The organism is Cyanobium sp. Cruz-8D1, assembly GCF_024345975.1.
In the GTDB taxonomy this organism is placed as follows: Bacteria; Cyanobacteriota; Cyanobacteriia; order PCC-6307; family Cyanobiaceae; genus Cyanobium.
Genome location: NZ_JAGQCD010000006.1, coordinates 12,656 through 30,050 on the forward strand (window position 1 = coordinate 12,656; position 17,395 = coordinate 30,050).

The 17,395-nt window shown below is 70.0% G+C and carries 19 protein-coding genes; 8 read left to right on the forward strand and 11 right to left on the reverse strand.

The annotated features are described in order from the left end of the window. The first annotated feature begins 66 nt into the window (after positions 1–66). Genes KBZ33_RS05395 through KBZ33_RS05405 form a run of 3 tightly spaced genes read left to right on the forward strand, consistent with a single transcriptional unit; the run spans position 67 to position 3,174 of the window. Positions 67–1,365, forward strand: coding sequence for a glucose-6-phosphate dehydrogenase assembly protein OpcA (locus KBZ33_RS05395; RefSeq protein WP_254951366.1), 1,299 nt, complete (start codon positions 67–69; stop codon positions 1,363–1,365). 49 nt (positions 1,366–1,414) lie between these two features. Then, positions 1,415–2,893: a cobyrinate a,c-diamide synthase gene (locus KBZ33_RS05400; protein ID WP_254951364.1), complete on the forward strand. Its 1,479-nt coding sequence runs from the start codon at positions 1,415–1,417 to the stop codon at positions 2,891–2,893. Continuing rightward, on the forward strand, positions 2,890–3,174 hold the full coding sequence (locus tag KBZ33_RS05405) for an acylphosphatase (protein ID WP_254951363.1): 285 nt from the start codon (positions 2,890–2,892) through the stop codon (positions 3,172–3,174). The genes KBZ33_RS05400 and KBZ33_RS05405 overlap by 4 nt, the downstream gene beginning before the upstream one ends. Positions 3,175–3,204: 30 nt before the next feature. Here KBZ33_RS05405 and KBZ33_RS05410 read toward each other — a convergent pair whose 3' ends face one another. Next, positions 3,205–3,912: a Coq4 family protein gene (locus tag KBZ33_RS05410; protein WP_254951362.1), complete on the reverse strand. Its 708-nt coding sequence runs from the start codon at positions 3,910–3,912 to the stop codon at positions 3,205–3,207. 107 nt (positions 3,913–4,019) lie between these two features. Here KBZ33_RS05410 and KBZ33_RS05415 point away from each other — a divergent pair, with 107 nt between their 5' ends. Next, positions 4,020–4,706, forward strand: a complete 687-nt coding sequence (locus KBZ33_RS05415) for a GAP family protein (RefSeq protein ID WP_254951360.1) — start codon at positions 4,020–4,022, stop codon at positions 4,704–4,706. A 2-nt stretch (positions 4,707–4,708) separates the two neighbouring features. Here the strand turns inward: KBZ33_RS05415 and KBZ33_RS05420 are convergent, their stop codons facing one another. From KBZ33_RS05420 to crtE, 4 genes are read right to left on the reverse strand one after another with little or no spacing between them, the layout of a single operon-like run. After that, a complete protein-coding gene (locus KBZ33_RS05420) occupies positions 4,709–5,071 on the reverse strand; it encodes a hypothetical protein (RefSeq protein WP_254951358.1) in 363 nt (120 codons plus the stop codon). 5 nt (positions 5,072–5,076) lie between these two features. After that, positions 5,077–6,552: an ATP-dependent RecD-like DNA helicase gene (locus tag KBZ33_RS05425; protein WP_254951356.1), complete on the reverse strand. Its 1,476-nt coding sequence runs from the start codon at positions 6,550–6,552 to the stop codon at positions 5,077–5,079. After that, a complete protein-coding gene (locus KBZ33_RS05430) occupies positions 6,549–7,094 on the reverse strand; it encodes a divergent PAP2 family protein (RefSeq protein ID WP_254951354.1) in 546 nt (181 codons plus the stop codon). Before KBZ33_RS05430 ends, KBZ33_RS05425 begins: the two co-directional genes overlap by 4 nt. Continuing rightward, a complete protein-coding gene (gene crtE, locus KBZ33_RS05435; RefSeq protein WP_254951353.1) occupies positions 7,091–7,993 on the reverse strand; it encodes a geranylgeranyl diphosphate synthase CrtE in 903 nt (300 codons plus the stop codon). Before crtE ends, KBZ33_RS05430 begins: the two co-directional genes overlap by 4 nt. 315 nt (positions 7,994–8,308) lie before the next feature. Between crtE and KBZ33_RS05440 the strand changes: the two genes are divergently transcribed. Next, positions 8,309–8,569 (forward strand): EAL domain-containing protein, encoded by a 261-nt coding sequence (locus KBZ33_RS05440; RefSeq protein ID WP_254951351.1) that lies wholly within the window; start codon positions 8,309–8,311, stop codon positions 8,567–8,569. Here KBZ33_RS05440 and folD read toward each other — a convergent pair. Then, positions 8,549–9,427 (reverse strand): bifunctional methylenetetrahydrofolate dehydrogenase/methenyltetrahydrofolate cyclohydrolase FolD, encoded by an 879-nt coding sequence (folD, locus tag KBZ33_RS05445; protein WP_254951349.1) that lies wholly within the window; start codon positions 9,425–9,427, stop codon positions 8,549–8,551. The genes KBZ33_RS05440 and folD overlap by 21 nt on opposite strands. Before the next feature lie 82 nt (positions 9,428–9,509). On the opposite strand from folD, the gene KBZ33_RS05450 reads away from it, so the two are divergent. Then, the gene (locus KBZ33_RS05450) at positions 9,510–11,600 is read left to right on the forward strand and encodes an HDIG domain-containing metalloprotein (RefSeq protein WP_254951347.1); all 2,091 of its coding nucleotides are present in this window, start codon (positions 9,510–9,512) and stop codon (positions 11,598–11,600) included. Here KBZ33_RS05450 and KBZ33_RS05455 read toward each other — a convergent pair. The 3 genes from KBZ33_RS05455 to KBZ33_RS05465 are packed head-to-tail and all read right to left on the reverse strand — an operon-like array spanning position 11,590 to position 12,708. Beyond that, positions 11,590–12,009 carry a CrcB family protein gene (locus KBZ33_RS05455; RefSeq protein WP_254951345.1) on the reverse strand — a complete coding sequence of 140 codons (420 nt, stop codon included), beginning with the start codon at positions 12,007–12,009 and terminating at the stop codon, positions 11,590–11,592. The genes KBZ33_RS05450 and KBZ33_RS05455 overlap by 11 nt on opposite strands. Positions 12,010–12,017: 8 nt before the next feature. Further along, positions 12,018–12,401, reverse strand: coding sequence for a CrcB family protein (locus KBZ33_RS05460; protein ID WP_254951343.1), 384 nt, complete (start codon positions 12,399–12,401; stop codon positions 12,018–12,020). A gap of 1 nt (position 12,402) precedes the next feature. Continuing rightward, entirely contained in the window at positions 12,403–12,708 is a 306-nt protein-coding gene (locus tag KBZ33_RS05465; RefSeq protein WP_254951341.1) for a SemiSWEET family sugar transporter, read from the reverse strand. Between the two features lie 51 nt (positions 12,709–12,759). On the opposite strand from KBZ33_RS05465, the gene KBZ33_RS05470 reads away from it, so the two are divergent. Further along, entirely contained in the window at positions 12,760–14,292 is a 1,533-nt protein-coding gene (locus KBZ33_RS05470; protein ID WP_254951339.1) for a peptide ligase PGM1-related protein, read from the forward strand. A 44-nt stretch (positions 14,293–14,336) separates the two neighbouring features. After that, on the forward strand, positions 14,337–14,834 hold the full coding sequence (locus KBZ33_RS05475) for a hypothetical protein (protein ID WP_254951337.1): 498 nt from the start codon (positions 14,337–14,339) through the stop codon (positions 14,832–14,834). 25 nt (positions 14,835–14,859) lie between these two features. On the opposite strand, the gene KBZ33_RS05480 is transcribed toward KBZ33_RS05475, so the two are convergent. Then, positions 14,860–15,696, reverse strand: a complete 837-nt coding sequence (locus KBZ33_RS05480; protein ID WP_254951335.1) for a carbohydrate ABC transporter permease — start codon at positions 15,694–15,696, stop codon at positions 14,860–14,862. Continuing rightward, positions 15,693–17,318: a 2-isopropylmalate synthase gene (locus KBZ33_RS05485; protein WP_254951334.1), complete on the reverse strand. Its 1,626-nt coding sequence runs from the start codon at positions 17,316–17,318 to the stop codon at positions 15,693–15,695. The genes KBZ33_RS05480 and KBZ33_RS05485 overlap by 4 nt, the downstream gene beginning before the upstream one ends. Positions 17,319–17,395 lie beyond the last annotated feature (77 nt).

The window sequence follows — 17,395 nt, forward strand, 5'->3', positions numbered from 1 at the left end:
CCTGGCCGTCCCACGTCCGATCCGTTACAGCCGCCCGGCGATCTCCGCCCCCTCCAGCGCCCCCCTATGGCTCCCCAGCTCACCCTCCAGGCCCCCCTCGATCTGCCGCCCGAGGAGGTCCATCCTTACCTCCAGCGCCTCTGGACCCATGACCTGGAGGGGTCCATCGGGGCTGCCACCTTCACCCTGGTGGTGTGGGAGCCCTCCTGGCTGGAGCAGCAGATGGTGCGCATCGGCCGGGTGGATGGGCCGATCACCGGCCTGCTGCGCCAGGAGCTTCTCGAGGCGGCCCGGCTGGCGCTGCCGGACACCGACCTGCCCCTCAGCACGGCGCCGATGGATCCCCGGCTGGCCTGGGCCATCGGCCAGAAAGATGGCGACCACAAGAGCCAGGACCTGCGGGGTCAGTTCGTGGAAAGCGCCATCAGTGCCCACATGCCGCGGCGGCTGATCACCCTGGCGCCCACCCTCGACCCCGGCCATCCCCTCGAGACCCTCGTGGCCGCTTACTGCCCGCTGCCGGAGGAGGGCGGCGTGGGAGCCGCCTGCGGGGATGTGGTGGTGCTGCGCGGCGGCATGGGAGCACTCCAGCAGAGCCTCGACCTGTTCCAGACCCTGGTGGACGACAGCCTGCCCTGCTGGGTGTGGTGGAACAGCAGCCTGGATGAACCCTCCGAGATGCTGGAGGCGCTGGCACCGGTGCCCCGCCGGCTGGTGATCGACAGTTCCCTCGGGGAACCGCGCCGCTGCCTCGACCTGATGCTGGGTCGGATCAACGCCGGTCAGGCCGTTAACGATCTCAACTGGCTGCGGCTGCGCACCTGGCGTGAATCCTTGGCGATGGTGTTCGATCCCCCGTCGCGTCGCGATGCCCTCGGCCATGTGGTCCAACTCGACATCGATGTGGAGGGGGATCACCCGGTCAAGGGTCTGCTGCTGGCCGCCTGGATCGCCGACCGTCTGGGTTGGCACCTGGTGAGCAGCTACGCGGTGGAGGTGGATGGGCCGGGCCCCGGCATCACCGCGGAGTTCGAGCGCACCGACGGTGTGTCGGTCCAGTTCACGCTCATGCCTGTGCCCATGGGGATCACCAAGACCCACCCCGGCGCCATCGTCGGCATGCGGCTGATCTGCGAACCGGTGCACCGGCCGCCCCTGTGCGTGATTCTGTGTTCGGAATCGGGGGGCTGCATGCGGCTGGAGTCGGGCGGCATGGCCAGCATGGAGCTGGCCGAGGACGTGGTGCCCTTGCCTGAGGAGAGCGAGGAGATGGAGATGGCCCGCCTGCTCTCGGGTGGCCACGATTCCACCGCCCCGTTGCTGGCGGCGGCCGTGCCCCTGGCGGCCAGCCTGCTGCCAGGCTGAAGCGCCCTCCCTCCCCGGCGAGCCACCCCGCTCACCACCACGCGACCGCATGAGTTGCCTGATCGCCGCCCCCTGCAGCGGCAGCGGCAAGACCCTCCTGAGTCTCACCCTGGCGGCCGTGGCCCGGGCGCGGGGGGAGAGCCTCCAGGCCTTCAAGGTGGGGCCCGACTACCTCGACCCCCAGCTGTTGGGGGCCGTGGCGGGTCGCCCCTGCCGCAACCTCGACCCCCTGCTCTGCGGCGAGGAGTGGGTGCGGCGCTGCTACCGCTGGCATGGCGGCCGGGCCGGGCGGGTGCTGGTGGAGGGGGTCATGGGCCTGTTCGATGGCCGTGGCTCCGGCAGTGAGGGCAGCTCCGCCGCCGTGGCGGATCTGCTGGGGCTGCCGGTGGTGCTGGTGGTGGAGGCGTCGCGCCAGGCTGGCAGCCTGGCGGCCCTGGTGCGCGGTTTCCGTGACCACGGCCCGCCCCGGGTGGCCCTGGCCGGAGTGGTGCTCAACCGGGTCGGCAGCGACCGGCACCACCGCCTGCTCGCCGAAGCCCTCGCGGCCATCGAGGTTCCCCTGCTGGGGCTGCTGCCCAGCCACCCCAGCCTGGAGCTGCCCTCCCGCCACCTGGGCCTGCTCACCCCAGGTGAACTGGGTGACCTGGGCGAGCGCCAGCGGATCTGGGCCGCTCTGGCCGAAGAACACCTCGATCTGGCCCGTCTCTGGCCCCTGCTGGGGCCGCCGGCCGGCCGGCCGGAACCGCTGGATCCGATTCGCTGGTGCCTGCAGCAGGGCCCGCCGGAGCCAGCCATCTCCGCCAGCGCCAGTGTCAGCGCCGGATCCGCGGTGGCCCCTGGCCCGCTGCCAGTGGCGATCGCCACCGATGCGGCCTTCCACTTCCGGTACCCCGAAGCCCAGGAGCTGCTTGCGGCCTGCGGCCTGCGGCCGGTGCCTTGGAGTCCCCTGGCCGACGAGCCCCTGCCTGAGGACTGCCGCGCGGTGTTGCTACCCGGGGGCTACCCCGAGCTGCATGCCGCCCAGCTGGCGGCCAGCCGCCGCAGCCTGGGATACCTCAGCGCCGCGGCCCGCGCCGGTCTGCCGATCGTGGCTGAATGCGGTGGCTTGCTGCTGCTGGGTCGCGAGCTGGAGGATGGCGATGGCAACCGGCACCCCATGGCCGGCCTGCTCCCCTTCAGCGCCCGCCGGGGTGCCCTCAGCCTCGGCTACCGCCAGGCCCTGCCCGGCGCCGATGGGCTGCTGGTGCGCCGCGGTGAAGCCCTCTGCGGCCATGAGTTCCACCGCTGGCAGCTGCGGCCCCAACCGCCCCTCGGTGATGAGTTGTCAGGCGGGGAGTGCCTGTGGCAACTTGATGGCTGGGGAACACCAGCAAGGAGCGAAGGATGGACCGCCCCGAACGTTCACGCCAGCTGGCTGCACCTCCACTGGGCTGGATGCCCGGCGATTCCCTCGAGACTGGCGAGAGCCGCCGCCAGCGCCGTGCCGCTGCCGATGAACGCCGTTTCCTTCAGCCCGCTCTCCGGGTGACCACCACCCCCCATGAACGCTGGCGCATGAACGTGCGGGGGCTGGTGCAGGGGGTGGGCTACCGGGTGGGCTGTCGCCAGAAGGCCATGGATCTTGGCCTCAGTGGCTGGGTGCGCAACCGCTCCGACGGTTCGGTGGAACTGGAGGCGGAGGGGCTTCCCGATCGGCTGGTGGAACTGCGGCTCTGGTGCGAGAAGGGGCCCCAGGGCGCCCATGTCAGCGGGGTCACCAGCGCCCAGGTGGCGGTGGCTGGCACCGACTGGTTCGAGATCCGCACCTGAACGCCCGGGGCGCCCGACGTCGCAGAGTGCTCATAGTTCCGCGTCCAGATCGTCCAGCATCCGGCGCATGGCGTAGGGCTCGTCCTGCAGAGGATCCAGCACACCCAGCTGCCGCCGCCAGTCGGCCAGGGGCCGCTCCCAACCCTCCTCCCAGCGCTGCACGCAGAAGGGGGCACTGGCCAGTCCGATGGCCATGCCGCGGGCGATCGCCTGGCTCACCAGGGCGTAGCGCTCGGGCTGGAAGCGGAAGCTGCCGAAGGACGCAGCCGTGTTCAAGACGACGAAGGCGGGGAAACCGATCTGCACGGCCGTGATCGCCAGCACTCCGTTCTCCCCTTCGCCGACGGTGGCGAAGCCGCTCACCACGTGGTGGATGTCATGGGTGGTGGCGAGGCGCTGGATCAGCCACTGCTGCGGCGTTGCCACGGGCCGGGGCCGGGCGAAGTCCGGGTCGTAGCCGAGCCGCAGCAGCACCCCGGCGACGCTGTGGCCCAGTGTCCCCCGCGGCAGCTGAGCCAGGGACGCCAGATCCAGCTGCAGGGGCGCTGGCGCCTCCGCCAGCAACTCCCGGCCACCGGGCAGGGCCAGGAAGCGCTCGAGGCAGAAGGACATCTGCTGGCTGTCGGCGAAGTTGTCCACCAGATCGGCCACGCTGGTCAGGGATCCACCGCTGCGGCCGATGTCCCCCAGCAGCCGCAGGGTGCGAAGCGAGCGCAGGGCTTCCTGGAGACGGGCCATTGGGACGGGCATGCAACCAACCGCCACTCTGACGCTTCCCTCAAGCCACCCCCACCACTGGCCTGGGCAGGGCGGTACCGGACAATGGGGTGTGAGAGACCACCGCGATGCCGACCACCAGCCTCTGGCGTGAACTGTTCGGATTCGGTCTGGCGATCAGCTTCAGCCCCTTGCACATCGGCCTGCTGCTGCTGATCCTGGTGGGCCCCAGCCCGCTGCGCCGGGGGAGCTGGTTCGTGATGGGGTGGCTGCTCACCTCCGCGGCGGCCATGGCCCTGCTGCTGGGCGTGGGCCATGGTCTGCTGCTCACCATGGAGCAGGGCACCGATCAGCGCACTGGCCTCGACCTGCTGGGGGCGGGCGGACTGCTGGCGTTGGGCCTCAACGGGCTGCTTGGTAGACGCCAGGAGGGTGGTCCCCCTGGCTGGACCCGCCGACTGGATGGTTTCTGCGCCCTGCCCCTGCCGCTGCTTCTCGGCCTCAGTGCCGCCGTGCAGGTGTCGAGCCCCGACGATCTGTTCCTGTATGCCAAGACCGCCGCCAGCCTGCTGGAGGCGGGGTTGAGCCGGCCCAGGGAAGTGCTCACCACTGGCGTCTTCAGCCTCTTCACCGGCCTGCTGCTGCTGCTGCCCCTGGCGGGGCTGGCGCTGGTGGGCCAGGAACGGCTGCTGCCCGTGCTGCAGGCGAGCAAGGGCTGGTTGTTTGCCAACGCCGAGCTGATCGTGGCCGCCGTCTGCTTCGGCCTGGCCGCCTACCTCGGCTCCCAGGGGATCGAGGGGCTGCGGGCCGGCTGAGATCAGGGACCGGCCGGTGGGTCCTCAGCCTCAAGAATCCGGCCGAGGTACTTGGGATCGTGGATGGTGCCGTGGCGCGATAACGGCAACACCCGCTCCCGTGGTAGCCCCGGCATCGTTGGCCGAGAGCGCAGCCTCAGCCAGCGTCGCACCACCGCGATCACCCCCACCAGGACCGCTGCGACGAGCAGGGCCCCCACCTCGGTGATCAGCTCTCCGCCGCCAACGATCCCACTGGCTCCGGCCTGGCTGGCGGAGGACTTGCGGGCCGGTGGGGTGGTGCCCATGTTGGGCGCAGGATCCGCCAGGGGTGGCGACGCGGCGAGCAGGGAATTCAGGTGAGGCCCCAGCAAAAACAAACGCATCAATGCTAGGAGGTGGGCTCCGGTCCGTGCCCTGCGCTGGCGTCAGCCTCCCGCAGCCAGTGTCCCCAGTGCTCCCGCTCGGCAGCATCACCGGCCCCGGCCATCAGGGTCACCGCCTGGCTGGCCCGGCTGACGGCCACATAGACCAGCCGCTGCCGCAGCAGCAGCTCCCGGGGCCAGAAGACGTCCTCGTCGATGAAGACTTCGCCGAAGGTGCTGCCCTGGCTGCGGTGGACGGTGAGCACGGCCGCCGGTCCCAGGGAGGCGAAGGCGTCGCGTACCAGGAAGTAGCGGCGCCAGAAGGGTTTGCCATCTTTCTTGCCCGCCTCGCGTGCCTGCTGGCGTAGCCCCTCCATCACCCCATCCAGGCTGGCGCGTGGACCGCTGCCGAGGGGCGGCAGCAGCCGCAGGTTCAGCTGGGCCTCCCCTGCCTCCACGGTGGCGGTGAGGGTGTCGATCACGGGGGCGCCGAGGCAGGCTTCGACACCGAAATCGGCCAGATCACAGCGGTCCGGGCGCACATCGCGCACCACCAGCTCCCGGTTACTGCCCAGCAGCAGGTCCGGTTCCTCGGCGGCGGCGTCCCCCTCACGGCAGGCCGGCGCCATCACGGCCGTGCGGGTGATGAGCACCTCACCGGGGAGCACGGGCAGCTGGTCCGCCATAGCGCCGTGCAGGGCGCGGCGGGCGATCGGCACCAGCCGCTCCAGGGACCGGTTGGTGTAGCAGAGGATCCGGGCCAGGTCGGGATCGTCGGCGGCGGCGCTGCGGCGCAAACCCTCCTGGGCGGCCGCCAGCCAGTCGTCCCGCCCCAGCAGGGACACCCGGCCCGAGCTGGTATGGACCGGGGCCAGCACGGGCGGCCGGCGGCAGGGCAGGTTCCCGTCCCGCAGGCCGCCGGCCAGGCGCAGCACCGGGCCCTGGTGGCGCACCACATGGGTCAGGGCCACCCGCTGCGCCCGGCCCATGGCAAACACCGGACTCTGCTCCTCCCCTACCGGCGGCAACTGGGCCGGATCCCCCACGAACACCAGGCGGGTGCGGTAGGCCTGGGCGCAGCGGAGGGTGATGTCCAGCAGGCTGCCATCCACCATCGAGGCCTCGTCGACCAGGACCAGTCCCAGGTTTTCGAGGGCCAGGGCGGTCTGCGTGGTTTCCTCGCAGCGCTCCCGATCCCCTTCCCGCTTCAGCTTGAGCCGCAGCAGCCGGTGAATGGTGGACGGGTACCAGGTGGGTTGCAGGCCCGCCAGGGCGAGGTGATGGCGCAGAACGCCCACCGCCTTGTGGGTGGGGGCGACCACGGTCCAGCAGAGGCCGGCCCTCTCCGCCTGGGCCAGGAAGCGCATCGACAGGAACGTCTTGCCGGTGCCGGCATAACCCTCCAGCACGAACGCCTGGCCGTCGGCAGGGGCCGACAGCCAGGCGGCGAAGGCCGCGGCGGCGTTCTGCTGGTCGTCGCTCAGGCCGGAGAGATCGCTCACCCCAGCGGCAACCAACCGGCCTGGAGGGCGATCTGCCAGGGCGATCCCAGCAGGGCCAGGCCCGGCAGGGCCACCAGGGGGCCCATCAGGCTGCCGACCAGCACCTCGGTGCGGGTGTGGCCCAGATTCTCCTTGAGGGGACGGAGCACGGGGTCGGTGCCGCTGTCGCCAGCCTCAGCCTGGGTGTCCCAGAGGCCGTCGGGGAGGCCGTTCACCCGCCGGGCCGTGAGTCCGGCGGCGCGCCTGACCCCACTGGCGTCATAGAGAACAACAAAGCAGAGCACGGCCGCCAGGGCGAACAGGGGATCGGCGAAACCCAGTTCCCAGCCCAGGCCCGCCGCGGTGCCCGTCATCAGAGCGGAATGGCTCGAGGGCATGCCGCCGGTCTCGACCAGCACCGCTGGCCGCCAACGGCGATGCAGCACCAGTTCGATCACCAGCTTGGAGAGTTGGGCCACGCCGCAGGCGACCAGGCCCCAGGCGAGCACACCATTGGCAAAGAGTTCACCCAGGGCCTTAAGGGCGCCGACGGCTTCGCTCATCGGTCGCGACTGGTGATGTAGTCGGCCAGGGCCAGCAGGGGTGCGGCCTGGGTGGTCCAGGGGGTGAGCACCGCCTTGGCTTCGCTCACCAGGGCGTCGGCGCGACGGCGGGATTCCTCCAGGCCCAGCAGCTTGGGGTAGGTGGTCTTGTCGGCGGCCAGATCCTTGCCCGCCGTCTTGCCCAGTACGTCGCTGCTGGCCGTGACATCGAGGATGTCGTCGATGATCTGGAAGGCCAGACCGATGCCGCGGGCGTAGGTGCGCAGGGCCGCGACCAGCTCGGCGGAGGCCCCGGCGATCAGGGCGCCGGAGATTACGCAGGCCCGCAGCAGGGCGCCGGTCTTGTGCAGATGGATGTATTCGAGGGTGTCGAGATCCACCTGCCTGGCCTCACACTCCAGATCCACCACCTGGCCGCCCACCAGACCAGGGGCACCGGAGGCCAGGGCCAGCTCGCCCACCACCTGCAGGAGTCGTTCGGGGGGGACTCCCGGGCTGCGCAACGCCACCATCTCGAACGCTCGGGTCAGCAGGGCATCGCCCGCCAGGATCGCCTTGGCCTCGCCATACACCTTGTGGTTGGTCGGTCGGCCGCGGCGCAGGTCGTCGTTGTCCATGGCGGGCAGATCGTCGTGGATGAGCGACATGGTGTGAATCATCTCCATCGCCACAGCCGTCGGCATGGCCAGCTCCGCGTCACCGCCGGCCAGCTCACAGGCCGCCAGGGTGAGGATCGGCCGCAGGCGTTTGCCGCCGGCGAGCAGCGAATACCGCATCGCCTCCCGCAGCGACTCCGGGCGCTCCGGGCCCAGGGAGCTCTCCAGGGCGGCCTCCACGCGCCAGCGCGCCGCCTCCAGGTAGGCGGTGAAGTCAAACGCCGTGCTCACCGCCGAGGCCATGGGGTCCAGAGTGCTGGCGCGGATTCTCTCAGGCCGATGATGGCAGGTGCCGGGTCCGCGCAACAGTTTGGGATCGGTTGGACTGCCTCAGGGGCGGATGGGTGATCAATCCCGAAAGCCTGCTTGGGGTGGCCCATTGGCCCTCAGCGGGTTCTCGACAGGAGACATTCCAGGGCTCTTGCCGTTCCCCCTGAGGGCGCTCCGGGTCCCTTGTTGATCCCCCCCCTCTCCGGGGGCTGGCCCCTTGGTTCTGCCGGCAGGCCTCCTGGCGGCAACAGTCCAGATCGTCCCTGGAGTTTCAGCGTCCGTCAGTTCGTGCACAGGCGGACCGCGGCGCTGAGCAAGGACCGAGAGGATCTTCACGCCATCAGCCTGGCCCGTTCCATGGGGTTGCGCACGATCGCCGAAGGGGTGGAAACCCCGGCCCAGCTGGCCCTGCTGCGCCGGTTCGGCTGTGATGAGATTCAGGACTATCTGCTGAGCCAGCCCCTGCCCCAGGCGGCCTTCATCCGGGTCATAGAGCAAGCCGTTGCCTTCTCCCTGCCGTCCCCTCCATCAGGGGAGCAGATCCCCTAGGGGATGCTCCAGGCCGTGGCGATAGCACCAGGCCACCACCGTGTTGACCAGCAGCATGGCCACGGTCATCGGCCCCACCCCACCCGGCACCGGCGTGATGGCGGCTGCCAGGGGCTCGACCGTCTCGTAATCCACGTCGCCGCAGAGCTTCCCCTCCAGCCGGTGGATGCCCACATCCACCACCACCGCCCCCGGTTTGACATGCATCGCGCCGATGAGCCGGGGGCGGCCGGCCGCCACCACCAGCAGATCGGCCTGGCGGGTCACCTCGGCCAGATGATGGGTGCGGGAATGGGCCACGGTGACGGTGGCGTCGGCCGCCTGGAGCATCAGGGCCATCGGCTTGCCCACCAGGATGCTGCGGCCGACCACCACCGCCTGGGCCCCGGCGATCGGCACGTCGGCGCTGCGCAGCATGGCCATCACCCCGGCCGGCGTGCAGCTGCGCGGGCCCCGCTCCCCCTTCAGCAGCCGGCCCAGGTTGAGGGTGTGCAGACCATCGGCATCCTTGTCCGGGTCGATGGCCGCCAACAGGGGTTCTTCCGCCAGTCCCTCCGGCAGCGGCAGTTGCAGCAGGATGCCGTCGACCGTCGGGTCGGCGTTGAGGCGTCGGATCAGGGCCAGCACCTCCTCGGCCGGGGTGTCCGCCGCCAGATGGCCGCCATGGCTGCTGATGCCGACGCGGCCGCAGGCTTTTTCCTTGTTGGCGACATAGACGCCGCTGGCGGGGTCATCCCCCACCCGCAGCACCGCCAGACCCGGGGCCCGTCCTGCCGCCGCCAGGCCTTCGCTGATCACGGCGCTCAGGCGGCGTTCAATCTCCGCCGCCAGTCGCCGGCCGTCGAGAAGGGTGGCCATGGGGAGAACGCGTTGCCGACCCCCAGCATGCACGCAGCAACTCCCTGATGGAGGTTCCGCTCTTGTTGGCTAGCGTGAGTGGATGGAAGTGGGGCTGCGGCGGATCAGGGGACTCTGGCGCCAGCTGCTGCGGCTCGAGCGTCCTCGCCAGGCCCTGGTGGCCTGGCGCAGCGGGGGCTCCCTGCTTGTGTTGTTGTGCTGCCTCCTGGTGGCGCTGCTCACCAGCTGGCCCTGGTTGGTGGAGCCCAACCTGCGTCCGGGGATGGCGGCCCCCTTCACCGCCCGGGCGCCCGCCGATGCCACGGTCATCGACAGCACCGATCTGGAGCAGCGCCGCAGCCAGATGCTGCCGCGCAGCCAGGTTCAGGTGGTCGACCCCCTGGCCAGCGAGGCCTTGGTGCAACGGCTGGAGCAACGCCTGCAGAACGTGCGCGAGAAGGTGGCTGACGACCAGCCCCGCCCCGACTCCCTCAACCTCACCGAAGAGGAGCGCCGCTGGCTGACGGGGCTGACGCCTCCGGAACTGATGCGTTGGAAGGTCTCCCTGCGTCGGGCCCAGCAGCGCATGCTCAGCCAGGGCGTTGTGGCCAGCCTGTCCGAGGGCCAGCTGCTGCAGGCCTCGGTGCTGCAGCTCAACAACCTCCAACCACCAGCCCGCAGCCTGGGCAGCCGCCTGCTGGCCAGCAGCCTGCAGGGACGCACCAACCTGCGCAGTGACAGCTTCCTCAGCCAGCGCCGGATCGAGGACCTGCTCACCCGCCAGGGGCTGCCCACGATCCGGGTGAGGAAGAACGACCTGATCACCCGTCAGGGGGAGGCGATCAGCCCCCAGTCCTTCGATGTGCTGGAACACTTCGACCTGGTCAATCACCGCCCCCGCCCCGTGGCCTGGCTGGTCCGCTTCAGTGAAGCCCTCGCGGCTTGCGGCGTGATGCTGCTGGTGATGCGCCGCTGGCGGGCCAGCCTCGAACCGCGTCAGGCCCTGCTGGCGCTGGCGATGCTGGTGCTCGTGCAGGGCTGCAAGCTCTGGCTGGGTAACCAGGTGAGCCCCCTGGCCCTGCTGGTTCCCCCCACCCTGCTCCTCTCCCAGGGCCTGGGCACGGCGGCCGGCCTGGCCTGGCTGGCCGTGGCCGCCATGCTCTGGCCGGTGCCGGTGCAGGGCCTGCTGGTGCCCCAGCTGGGGGTGGCGGCCCTGGTGGCGGCGATCGCGGCCGTGCTTGCCGGGCGCCAACGCAACCGGGCCCAGCTGCTGCAGCTGGCCCTGTTGCTCCCGGTCGGTGCCGTTCTGCTGCAGTGGCTGTTGATCCAGATGTTCAACCTCCGCGCCCTGGACACCACCCCGGGACCGTTCAGCGGCAGTGACCTGCTCCAGGAAGCCCTGCTGGTGACGGGGCTGCTGATGGCGGGTCTGCTGCTGGCGCCCCTGGTGGAAAGCTTCTTCGGCTTGCTGACCCGGGCCAGGCTGATGGAACTGGCCGACCTGGAACGCCCCCTGCTGCGGCGGCTGTCGATGGAGGCGCCGGGCACCTTCGAGCACACCCTGATGATCTGCGGTCTGGCGGAGGAGGGGGCCCGCGCCATCCAGGCCGATGTGGATCTGATCCGCACCGGAGCCCTGTATCACGATGTCGGCAAGCTGCATGGTCCCCAATGGTTCATCGAGAACCAGGAGCACGGCGCCAACCCCCACGACGAACTCGACGATCCCTTCGCCAGCGCCGCCATCCTCCAGGCCCATGTCGACGAGGGCCTCAAGCTGGCCCGTCGCTACCGGCTTCCCCGTCCCCTCGCGGATTTCATCCCCGAGCACCAGGGCAGGCTCAAGATGGGGTACTTCCTCTACCAGGCCAAGGAGCGGGATCCAACGGTCAGGGAAGAGCAGTTTCGCTACCGCGGCCCTGCCCCCCGCAGCCGCGAGACGGCGATCCTGATGCTGGCCGATGGCTGCGAGGCCGCCCTGCGCTCCCTGCCGCCGGGCACCAGTGAGTCGGAGGCCCAGGCGATGGTGCGACGCCTCGTCGAAGCCAGGCAGAACGATGGCCAGCTCGATGGCAGCGGCATCTCCCGGGCCGAGCTGGAACTGGTGATCAGGGCTTTTGTGCGGGTCTGGCGGCGCATGCGCCACCGGCGCATTCCCTACCCCATCTCGCCCCGCAAGGCCTTCAGCGCCTGAACCAGCGGCCTACCACCAGACCCACGCTCACCGCCACCAGCCCCCCCAGCAGGCTGATCAGCACGACGATCAGCGCTTCGTCGGGGCGCCCGCGGCGCAGGGCCAGGCTGATCTGCAGCATCCAGCTGCTGAAGGTGGTGAGCGATCCGCAGAAGCCGATGCCCCCCAGCAGCATCAGCCTGGGGCGAGGGGCCGGCTGCGCCGCGATCACGCCGATCAGGAACGTTCCGAGCAGGTTGGCGATCAGATCGAACTCGATCAGCCCGGCGTGACCCCCCATCAGGCCCTTGCCAAGGTCCTCCAGGTGCCAGCGCAGCAGGGCTCCGGGCACGGCTCCGGTGGCCACCAACAGCAGGTCCCGTGCCTCGCGGCGCAGGGCGGCATGGCCTCCGGTCGGGGACGTTGCCATGGCGTGTCCTAGGAGCTGCCCAGGGCCAGGCCGGCAGCCACGGCCAGCAGTCCCCCCAGCACCGAACCGCCACAGAGCAGCACGGCCTCCCGGCGTTGGTGCCGGTCCAGGGTGGCGTGCAGTTCGGCGATCCAGGTGGAGAAGGTGCTGAAGCTGCCCAGAAATCCCGTGCCCAGCAGCAGCAGGGTGCGCCCGGCTGCCAGGCCGCAACTGGACTGCAGACTCACCAGCAGGCCGATGGCGAAGCAGGCGATCAGATTCACCCCGAAGGTGCCCCAGTGCTTGCGGGGCAGCATCGGCTCGAAATGGTTGATGACCCGGAAGCGCAACAAGGCCCCCGGCACCGCGCCGATCGCCACGAACAGGGCGTCGTTGCCCCCCGCTGCCGCCATCTCAGCCTTTCCCCCGGGGACCACGGCCCCAGCGTTCTCGCCCGTCCAGCAGCGCCCGCAGCTTGCGCTCCAGCACCACCGTCGCCGGCACCAGGGTGATCAGATTGGCGGCGATCAGCGGCCCATCGGCCTTGAGCAGCCCGTAGACGGCCCAGGCCAGGATCCCCAGGGTGAACAGGCCGTACATCCGCAGCGAAATGGCGCTGGTGTCACCGCTGCGCACGGTCTTCACGGCCTGGGGGAACAGGCTGAGGGTGGTTAACGTCGCGGCCCCATAGCCAAGGGCACTCACCGCGATGGACTCCATTGGCGCTGGCCGCTGTTGGGAGCAGCATGACGACATTCCGCCCCATGCGCCGTGGTCCTCAGCTTCCGCGACCTGCAGAAGCAGCTGCAGGCCCCCTGGGGCCGGGAGCATGGCGACGCCGGTACCGGCTCGGCCGGCGCGGACTTCGATCTGCTCATGGTGCCCTCGCTCACCATGGACCCCTCCCAGCTGGCCCTGGTGACGGGGGCCCACCACTACGAGGAGCGGCAGCTGTTCTCCCTGATGCGGCTGCGCAATCCCGGAGTGCAGGTGGTCTACGTCACCAGCAAGTTGCTGCCCGAACTGGTGGTGGACGCGGTGCTGGAGCTGATGCCAGGCGTCCCCACCTCCCATGCCCGCCGGCGGCTGCACCTGTTCGACACCGACGACGGTTCCGCCCGACCCCTGACCCAGAAGCTGCTGGAGCGTCCGGCCCTGCTGGGGAGGATCCGGGAACGGCTACGGCCCGGCCGCAGCTTCATCAACTGCTACGTGGTGACGGAGCTGGAGAAGACGCTCTCCGAACGCCTGCAGGTGCCTTTGCTGGGCACCGATCCGGCCCTGGGCTACTGGGGCACCAAGGCCGGCAGCCGGGAACTGTTCGCCCGCTGCGGCGTTCCCCATCCCCCCGGCAGCGGGCTGGCCCACAGCCCCGGGGATCTGGCCGAGGCGGTGGCCGATCTCTGGGACTCGCACCCCGAACTGGGCGGTTGCGTCATCAAGCTGAACGAGGGCTTCAGCGGTGAAGGCAATGCCCGGCTCGACTTCACTCCCCTGGCCCTGGCCGGCCTCTCCAGGCGGGAGCGGGTCGCCCGGCTCGCTGAGGCCCTGGAGGGCCTGCCGATGCCGGCGGCCGCCTGGAAGGAGCTGCTGGCCCAGCAGGGGGCCCTGGCCGAGGCCTGGCTGGAGGGTGGAGAGGTGCTGCGTTCGCCGAGCGTGCAGGGCACCATCCACCCAGGGGGGATGGTGGAGGTGCTTTCCACCCATGAGCAGATCCTCGGTGGCGCCGGCGGCCAGACCTACCTGGGCTGCTGCTTCCCCGCCGCCGAGCCCTACCGGGTGGCGCTGATGCAGCACGGCCAGGCCATTGGGCAGGCCCTCGCCGCTGAAGGGGCCCTGGAGCGCTATGGGGTCGACTTCATCGCCCGCCGCTTTGCTGAGGACTGGGACCTGCAGGCCATCGAAGTCAACCTGCGCCAGGGCGGCACCACCCATCCCTTCATGGCCCTGCGGGCCATCACCGCCGGCAGCCTCGAGCCCAGCACGGGTCGCTTCCTCTCCCCCACGGGGCAACCGCTGCACTACCGCGCCACCGACAATTTCAGCGACCCCCGCCTGCGGGGCCTGATGCCCCTCGACCTGATCGACATCGTGGCGGAGGCCGGCCTGCACTACGACCCCGCCCGCTTGCAAGGCAGCGTCTTCCATCTGCTGGGCTGCCTCTCGGAGTTCGGCAAGCTGGGCATGACCTGCATCGGCCGGGATCCGGAGCAGGCCTCGGCCGTCTACCGCTCCACCGTGGCGGAGCTGCTGGCCGGCGCCAGTGTCCGCAGCGGGGCTCCCCTTCCCCTCTCTGTCGGCTGACGGCCAGGCCCGCGCAGGCCAGCATGGATCAGCACAGGGGGCGCATGGTCTCGATCACTGACCGCGACGACGACGGCGCCAGGCGCCCTCCCCAGGCGCCCCCAGGCCCGCCGATCTGGACCGGCTGGTTGCAGCTCGGGCTGAGCACCATGCTGGCGGTGCTGTTTCTGGTGATCCTGAGCAAGGCGCAGGAGCAGAGCCAGCGGCTGATGCGGCTGGAGCAGCGCCTGCAGGGATTGGAGAACAGCCGCGCCCTCGATCGCACCTCCGTGCTGGAGGAGCAGCAGCGAGCGATGCTGGGACGCCTGCAAACGCTCGAGACCAGCGCCCAGCGGCTCGAGGCCCTGGAGCGGCAGCAGGAGCAATGGCGATCCGCCCTGGCCGACATGCAGGGCCGCGCCGTGCGGCGCCCCCAGGCGGATCCGGACTTTTTTCCCGCTGTGCCGCTGCCGTCCTCAGGACCCGCCGGCCGCCCCAGCCCACCGGCCGCCGACCGCGGCGATGGCGGCGTTCTGCGCCCCCCAGCGCCTGGAAGCCCCTGAGGGCCACCCACGCTGACAGGGTGCTTCAGCCCTTCACCGCATCACCACTGGCGCTGGGCAGGATGTAGCGCTGCAGCAGCACGAACAGCAGCAACACCGGCAGGATCGAGATCACCGAGCCTGCGGCGACCAGGCGCCAGTCGAGGGAGAAACTGCTGGCCAGCTGCTGCAGCCCCAGGGGCAAGGTGTAGAGAGTGGGGTCGTCGAGAATGATCAGCGGCCAGAGGAAATCACTCCAGGTGCCGATGAACACGAACATCGCCAGGGTGATCAGGTCGGCCCGGGCCGCCGGCAGCATCACGTTCCACCACTCACCGATGGGGGTGCAGCCGTCGATCCGGGCCGCTTCTTCCAGTTCCACCGGCACCGCCAGGAAGCTCTGGCGCAGCAGGAAGATGCCGAAGGCCGTGGCGGCCTGGGGCACAATCAGGGCCCAGAGCGTGTTGCGCAGACCGATCTGCACCATCAGCAGATACAGCGGGATCATCACCACCTGGAAGGGGATCAGGATCGTGGCCACAACCAGGGCCAGCACCAGGCCCCTGCCGCGGAAGCGCATCCGCGCCAGGGGGTAGGCCGCCAGGGAGCAGAACAGCAGGTTGGCCAGCACCGCCAGCGCGCTGACGATCGTGCTGTTGAGCAGGTAGGTGCCCATGGGGTTGGCGGCGAACAGGCGCCCGTAGGCCTCCAGGCTCGGCTGGCTCGGCAGCAGGGCCGGGGGGCTGGTGAAGATGTTTTCCGCCGGCCCCTTGAGGGAGGTGCTGACCAGCCACAGCAGGGGCAGCAGCAGCAGCACAGCCACCAGCAGCAGCAGGGCGAGCTGCAGGCCGGTAGCCAGCGAAGAGCGGTTGGGGGCGTTCACAGACGCGGCAGTTCAGCCACCGGAAGCGGGGTCTTCTGGGGGTGGAGCGGGGCGCGCTGGCTGCCGGAGACGAGCCGGTTGAGGGCGTTGACGAAGGCCTGCGCTGCCGCCACGACGATGTCGGTGTCGGCGGCATGGCCCGAATAGAGCACCCCCTGGTGGCGCAGGCGGATGGTCACCTCACCCATGGCGTCGATGCCCTCGGTGACGGACTTGATGCTGAATTCCACCAGTTCGTTCGGCACCTGGGCCAGGTGGTTGAGCGCCTGGCAGACCGCATCCACCGGACCGGTGCCGATGGCCGCCTCGGTCAGGTCGATGCCGTCCCCATCCCGCAGGGTGACGGTGGCGGTGGGCTGCAGGTTGGTGCCGCAACTCACCTGCACCGATTGCAGCACGTAGCGGGGGCCGTCCTGTTGCTGCACCTGTTCGCTGACGATCGCTTCGAGATCCCGGTCGGTGATCTCCCGCTTGCGGTCGGCCAGCTCCTTGAAGCGGGTGAAGGCGTCGTCGAGATCGTGGCGCTCCAGGGTGTAGCCGAGCTCCTCCAGCCGGGCACGGAAGGCGCTGCGGCCGGAGAGCTTGCCGAGGGAAATCCGGTTGTCGGCCAGGCCGACGGTGCGGGCATCGATGATCTCGTAGGTGAGCCGGTGCTTGAGCACGCCGTCCTGGTGGATACCGGACTCATGGGCGAAGGCATTGGCACCCACGATCGCCTTGTTGGGCTGCACGGCCATGCCGGTGAGATTGGAGACCAGCCGGGAGGTCTTGGTGATCTCCTCGGTGCGCACGTTGGTGAGGGAATCGCGTTGCTCGGCCGGCCGGCCCAGGAACGGGTTGAAGTAGCTGCGGCGGACGTGCAGGGCCATGACCAGCTCCTCAAGGGAGGCGTTGCCTGCCCGTTCGCCGATGCCGTTGATGGTGCATTCCAGCTGGCGAGCACCGTTCTTGACGGCCTCAAGAAAATTGGCAACGGCCAGCCCCAGATCGTTGTGCCCATGCACCGAGATCACCGCCTGGTCGATGTTGGGCACCGAACGGTTGATGCCGGCGATGATCGCGCCGAATTCGGCCGGGGTGGTGTATCCCACCGTGTCGGGGATGTTAATGGTGGTGGCGCCGGCGTTGATCGCCGCCTCGATCACCTGGTGCATGAACGCAGGGTCGCTGCGGCCGGCGTCCTCGCAGGAGAACTCCACGTCCTCCACCAGGGAGCGGGCATAGGCCACCATCTCCGCGGTGATGGCGAGCACCTCGGCGCGGGTCTTGCGCAGCTTGTGCTCGAGGTGGATGTCGCTGGTGGCGATGAAGGTATGGATGCGCCGGTGGGCGGCGGGGGCCACGGCTTCGGCGCAGGCCTTGATGTCGCCGCTGGCGGCCCGGGCCAGACCGCAGATCACGGGCCCGTCGGGGGTGCCCACGCTGGCGGCGATCTTTTGAACGGCGTGAAAATCGCCGCTGCTGGCGAAGGGGAAGCCGGCCTCGATGATGTCCACCCCCAGGCGGGCCAGCTGCTGGGCGATCGCGAGCTTCTCTTCGAGGTTGAGGCTGGCGCCAGGGGACTGCTCCCCGTCGCGGAGGGTGGTATCGAAGATCAATACCCGGCCGGGATCGCGGGCCATGGGGTTAAGCGGAACAGCTATGAGTTAGATCCACTCTAGGGGCCGGACGGCCCCGCTCCAGGAGCGGAACGTACAGT

Coding starts and splice junctions, on each gene's coding strand:
- KBZ33_RS05420 (WP_254951358.1), bottom strand. CDS start 5,071: ATGCGTTTGTTTTTGCTGGGGCCTCACCTGAATTCCCTGCTCGCCGCG.
- crtE (WP_254951353.1), bottom strand. CDS start 7,993: ATGGCCTCGGCGGTGAGCACGGCGTTTGACTTCACCGCCTACCTGGAG.
- KBZ33_RS05450 (WP_254951347.1), top strand. CDS start 9,510: ATGGAAGTGGGGCTGCGGCGGATCAGGGGACTCTGGCGCCAGCTGCTG.
- KBZ33_RS05430 (WP_254951354.1), bottom strand. CDS start 7,094: ATGAGCGAAGCCGTCGGCGCCCTTAAGGCCCTGGGTGAACTCTTTGCC.
- KBZ33_RS05465 (WP_254951341.1), bottom strand. CDS start 12,708: ATGGAGTCCATCGCGGTGAGTGCCCTTGGCTATGGGGCCGCGACGTTA.
- KBZ33_RS05415 (WP_254951360.1), top strand. CDS start 4,020: ATGCCGACCACCAGCCTCTGGCGTGAACTGTTCGGATTCGGTCTGGCG.
- KBZ33_RS05410 (WP_254951362.1), bottom strand. CDS start 3,912: ATGGCCCGTCTCCAGGAAGCCCTGCGCTCGCTTCGCACCCTGCGGCTG.
- KBZ33_RS05400 (WP_254951364.1), top strand. CDS start 1,415: ATGAGTTGCCTGATCGCCGCCCCCTGCAGCGGCAGCGGCAAGACCCTC.
- KBZ33_RS05395 (WP_254951366.1), top strand. CDS start 67: ATGGCTCCCCAGCTCACCCTCCAGGCCCCCCTCGATCTGCCGCCCGAG.
- KBZ33_RS05485 (WP_254951334.1), bottom strand. CDS start 17,318: ATGGCCCGCGATCCCGGCCGGGTATTGATCTTCGATACCACCCTCCGC.
- KBZ33_RS05460 (WP_254951343.1), bottom strand. CDS start 12,401: ATGGCGGCAGCGGGGGGCAACGACGCCCTGTTCGTGGCGATCGGCGCG.
- KBZ33_RS05455 (WP_254951345.1), bottom strand. CDS start 12,009: ATGGCAACGTCCCCGACCGGAGGCCATGCCGCCCTGCGCCGCGAGGCA.
- KBZ33_RS05475 (WP_254951337.1), top strand. CDS start 14,337: ATGGTCTCGATCACTGACCGCGACGACGACGGCGCCAGGCGCCCTCCC.
- folD (WP_254951349.1), bottom strand. CDS start 9,427: ATGGCCACCCTTCTCGACGGCCGGCGACTGGCGGCGGAGATTGAACGC.